At 37.2% G+C, this 5,043-nt stretch carries 3 protein-coding genes; 2 read left to right on the plus strand and 1 reads right to left on the minus strand.

Annotated elements, in window-relative coordinates; all coding sequences use genetic code 11:
- Both AC3DU7_RS24865 and AC3DU7_RS24870 read left to right on the plus strand, forming a co-directional pair.
- Window positions 1–681: hypothetical protein (locus tag AC3DU7_RS24865; protein WP_488041975.1), on the plus strand; the 681-nt coding region annotated here is incomplete at its 5' end.
- Between the two features lie 86 nt (window positions 682–767).
- Window positions 768–2,072: an O-antigen ligase family protein gene (locus AC3DU7_RS24870; protein ID WP_488041976.1), complete on the plus strand. Its 1,305-nt coding sequence runs from the start codon at window positions 768–770 to the stop codon at window positions 2,070–2,072.
- 689 nt (window positions 2,073–2,761) lie between these two features.
- Here AC3DU7_RS24870 and AC3DU7_RS24875 read toward each other — a convergent pair.
- The gene (locus AC3DU7_RS24875) at window positions 2,762–4,543 is read right to left on the minus strand and encodes an ABC transporter substrate-binding protein (protein WP_488041977.1); all 1,782 of its coding nucleotides are present in this window, start codon (window positions 4,541–4,543) and stop codon (window positions 2,762–2,764) included.
- Window positions 4,544–5,043: the final 500 nt, after the last annotated feature.

The following is a 5,043-nucleotide window of genomic DNA, read 5'->3' on the forward strand; positions in this document are numbered from 1 at the left end:
TACGAACTTTATGTCAATGTCTATGATGCTGAAGATTTCCCACTAAATACTGGCAGTCAAGAAAATAACAGTAGCAGTGTTACAGTCGGCGGTAGTGGTGGTGGAGGTATCATTGTTGGTGGTAGCGGTGGTGGAGGCGTTATCGTTGGTAACGAGGACGGCGGTGAGGTAGAAGATACACCAGGTCGTACCCAACAAAACCCCATACTCCCCAGTAGCATCGACTCTGATGGTTGGCAAACCTTCTCTAACGTTCCTGGTTGTCGCTGGTATGACCCTCCCATAGAGAAGGGATTTGAATTTGTTGCTACCGATAACACTCTGTTTACGGAAATTCTAGATTTTCCTGTGGGTGAAGACGATTTGTTTACGGTCATAGTTGACGATATGATTTTGGGAGAGTTTAGTCCAGGAGATAGAGTAGATTTTGTATCCTTACTGGGTGCAGGTGTTTCCAGATTTAAAGTTACTGATATTGATTATTTCATCGGCGATACAGTAGAAACATATTTTCCAATCCAATTAGCGTTCGATAAAAATGTAGGCAGTTTGAAAATGCGTCCTATAGTAACTGAAGAAGAAACGCCAAAGAAAACCCCAGAATCAAGTTCGATTTGGGGTTTAATAGTATTGTGTGCTTTTGGAGTGTGGAAAATTATCGGTTTGAGGAATCGGAAGTAGGATTCATTAATTGATAATTACCTCTGGTTAAATGTGTTGGGTTACGCTGCCGCTGAACCCAACCTACATATTCCACTACTATTGCCATGACGAAAATAATCTACACCATACTATTTACCCTCAGCATCATTATCATAAATCCTTGGGGAAGCAGTCGGGGAGAAATCTGGACTCAGCCAAAATGTTTTGCACTTGCTATCATCGTCATCTTTAATCTCTACCTACTCTGGAAAAATTGGGAAACTCTACAAATTCCCAAAAGTTGGTTTACTGCCAAACTCCTCTGGGAAATATTTCTGCTGATCGGATTAATTTCTACTATTCTCAGTCCGTTTCCCCTCCGTTCTCTCTTAGGTCAAGACCAGATGGGAGATGGTTTGCTCTACTGGTTGCTCATTGCTACTTTCACTCTCAGCAATACTCTTGTTTTAAGACGATACCCACAATTACTGATAGCTCAACTATACGGTTTTCTCATTGGTGGTATTATTCTCGCTTTCAGCATCTTTCCCCAACTTATCGACTGGCGTATTGACTATACTGCAACAACCGGACAACTATTGCGAAATAACATCCTAGTTAGCACTATTTTTCAGAATCATCAACCTATTGGTTTCTACTCTCATCGCGGTCATGCAGCATTTGTGTTGGCAGCAATTGGAATTATGGCTTTTGCTAGCAGACAACTTAGATGGGTATCGTTGAAGACAACTGTGGCGATAATAATTCCGATAACTGTTGCGCTACTGTTTGCTAATACTCGAATGGCTCTTTTTGCTGTCATAGTAGGAATTTTATACTTGTGTGGCAGGAAATATTACCAACAATTAATCCCTATCGTTTTAGTTTTTTTACTGGTTATTGGTTTCACTTCTACTACCAGACAAATTTCCGGTTTATCTTTCATCAAACAAATAACTTCAGACAGAATACATCTGTGGCAGCTAGCAACTCGTGGCATTAGCAAACGCCCTTTATTTGGTTGGGGTTTCAATGGTTTCGGTATTGCTTATCCCCATATACTATCGAAAAAAAACACGCCAAATGTAGTTCGCTTGGGTAATGTCAGTTACGATATAGTTGCTAAAAATGGAACACTGCGTACTTTGCCGTTGCCTACTTATAAAGCTCATAATTTAATTCTGGATACTACTTTATCTGTTGGTATACTGGGGATGTTATCTTATCTGGCATTGTGGGGATACTATATTTTTCTCTTTGTTAGATCGTCAAACCAGAAAATGTTGGTAGTAGCGATCGCCTATTTAGTCTTTACTTTGACCTGGTTTGAATGCGCTCAGTTTACCCATATTGCTTGGTGGTCTATGTCTGTTCAGCTCATATCAGTTACAAAGGGTGCATCTCAATTACAGCGGTTTTCATTTCAGTAGACCACAGTAGGGACATTGCATGCAACGTCCCTACAGGGTTTTGGTTATGACGATGTGGTTCATCAAGAGCGAAAAGCGCTGTAAACGATAAATAATTATACTTAAAAAGTGGTAATGCTTAAACCACTTGGTGAATTTAAATGCTTAAAAGACTAGCATTAGTTAAACAGATACCAAATGGGTTCTATAAGTATTTAACCAGATATAATATTCTAGCTAAGAAAGCATTGGTTGGGATATAGACTAATGACAAATCTTAGACTAGAAAATATTTTTCCAACTACTGCTTCATAAAACTGATATAAAGCGTCACAAGAAGTGACAAATTAATGTTTACTTCCTGCTTCTTGTGAGGCCGTCGGCGGTTACTCATCCACAGGCATTAACGGTCAAGCCAACCGCATTTCTACACTCTATACTTACATTTAAGTCTTTGTCAATTAACATAACTAAAAAAGTCCTCAAACCATTACTACACCCTTCCTAGTAGGGAGCTGGATTTCTCGAGAGGTCTATGTCTGTTATAGATAAACTGCCAGAAATGCTTAAGCAGCGATTAGTGCAGAAGATACGAATTTCACCCTCTTACTACTTGCGTATGAGAACGAGGGTATTATATCGCTAAATTGCGCAAATTGTTAACTAAGTCGAAACTCCCTGTTCCCTATTCCCTATTCCCTGCTATAGATTTATTTTTCAGCAACTTTCAATTCATCAATATTCCAAAAAGCTCCACCAATAGCAGAGAATTTTAAATTATCTACGCGATCGCGAACTGCTTGCAATGAAAGAGGATTTACTAAAAAAAATATAGGCAACTGTTCCGCAACAATTTGCTGAAACTGACCATAAATTTCTCGACGTTTATTTTCATCTATAGTCTGATATCCAGCAGTAAATAAACGGTCAATTTCTTGTTCCCAACTAGAAACTTGCCAATTTTGCAGTGGTGTTTCTCCAGGTTTAGCACCAAGATTAAATTGATGAAATGAACCTTTACTTAACCAAAATAAAGAGAGTAAATTTGGCTCAAAATCTGCACCAGGAACACCAAAAGCTCCAACATAACATTCCCAATCTCTACGAAGTAATAGCTTTTCTAAAACAGTATTGAAATTGAGTACTTGTAAATTAGCTTGAATCCCAATTGTGCTTAAATCTTCTTTGACTTGAACTGCTGTATCTATCCTGAGTTTGTCTTCAGATTTTACTAAAATTGTAAATTCTACTCGATTACCATCCTTGTCTAATAATTCATTGGCATTATTATATTTAAAACCAGCATCTAACAATAAACTTCTGGCTTTTTCAAGATTATAATTATAGACCTTTAATCCTGCTTCTGGAGATAAATAATAAGGACTTTGCACCCCCAGAGCAGAATGTTGTATTGCTCCTAAACCCCGATAAATATTATTATTTATCTGTTCACGGTCAATAGCATAAGCAACTGCTTGACGAAATGCCAAATTATTAAACCAATCAGACTTAATAGGATTTAAAAAAGGTTTGCCTTCTGAATTTTTAGCTTGATTAAGATTAAAACCAACAAACTGATAGCCAAATTGAGGACCACCATTATAAATCTGATATTTTCCTCGTTTTTCTTCTCGTTTCAGTAATTGAAATGCTTCGGCATTTACTGGTAGAGTATCTAGTTCTCCAGAACGAAATCTGAGCAATTGATTATCGGTGGAAGGAATAATTTGGATAATAATTTCATCGATATAAGGAAGTGAATTACCCATGTCATCGGAACGCCAATAAAAAGTATTTTTTTGTAAAATAATTCTTTGAGAAGGTATGTAACCTGAAAGTTTAAATGCACTATTACTAATAATTTTTTGTGGGTCTGTGTTTGTATTCCAGGTTGATAAAAATAGGGGTTTACCATCAGCATCACTTGATAAAACAGTATCTTGCAAAACATGAGCTGGTAAAACTTTCAATTTCTCTACATATCTGAGAAATGGGGCAAATGGTTCAGGCAAGATAAATTCAACTCTTTGTTGATCGAGTTTTTTGACAGAGGGAAAAGCACCATTACTACCAATTCTTAAAAAGTCTCTATAAACAGTAGGAATTTTTTTATTTAGATAAATATCTTGATAGGTAAAGACAACATCATCAGCAGTTAGAGGTTCGCCATCAGACCATTTTAATCCCGAGCGTAATGTAAAGATAATTCGTCTTTTATCTTCAGACAAAATCCAAGATTCTGCTAATGCTGGTTGTAACTCACCAGTTAGACCATTTTCTGATAGTAATCCTTCATAAATAAACTTAAAAATTCCATAAGGAGAACGAGATATTGGGTAGTTAAAAGTAGGTGGCGCACTAGGAAGAACTAAAACTAATTTTGAATTATTATTAATCTGTGAATTTAATAAAATTGGGCGACAACCACTGATAAAAATCAATAAACAACATAATAAAAATCCAATTGAAGAATGTAGGAATCGAAAAATCATAAATTTAGGAAGAATAAAGTTAATTTCATTGAACATTCTTGGTTTTTGTTTGTAGTTGGGCTTTAGCCCTAATACCAAGCTTGATAAATGTTTACTACATTTTCGCATTGTGAGGGAGTAGGGGAGAATTCAACAATTAACAATTACCTATGCTTGAAAAGAAGAGAATTGACTCAAAGGAAAATTTTTTCTTCTCTTGGTGAAAATATCAGGAACGGGAACGGGAACGGGCAAGATGCCCATTCCACAAAACTATTAAAATCATCCTACTCCCTACTTTTGAGAATATGTAGCAAAAATGCCTGAAACTGGTTATACAGTATATGTTTATAATCCTATCCACACTTCAATCTCCCCATCTCCCCCACTCCCCCACTCCCCATCTCCCCATCTCCCCATCTCCCCATCTCCCCATCTCCCCCACTCCCCCACTCCTCACTTCTGAGTAAATGCCCAAACTCCATCCCAGTTTTTCGGCACACCAGTTATTCTTAACTCCT

This window comes from Okeania sp. (assembly GCF_983059655.1).

What these genes read in the sequence shown, in the direction of transcription:
- AC3DU7_RS24870 (WP_488041976.1), top strand. Translation starts at nt 768, where the DNA reads ATGACGAAAATAATCTACACCATACTATTTACCCTCAGCATCATTATC.
- AC3DU7_RS24875 (WP_488041977.1), bottom strand. Translation starts at nt 4,543, where the DNA reads ATGATTTTTCGATTCCTACATTCTTCAATTGGATTTTTATTATGTTGT.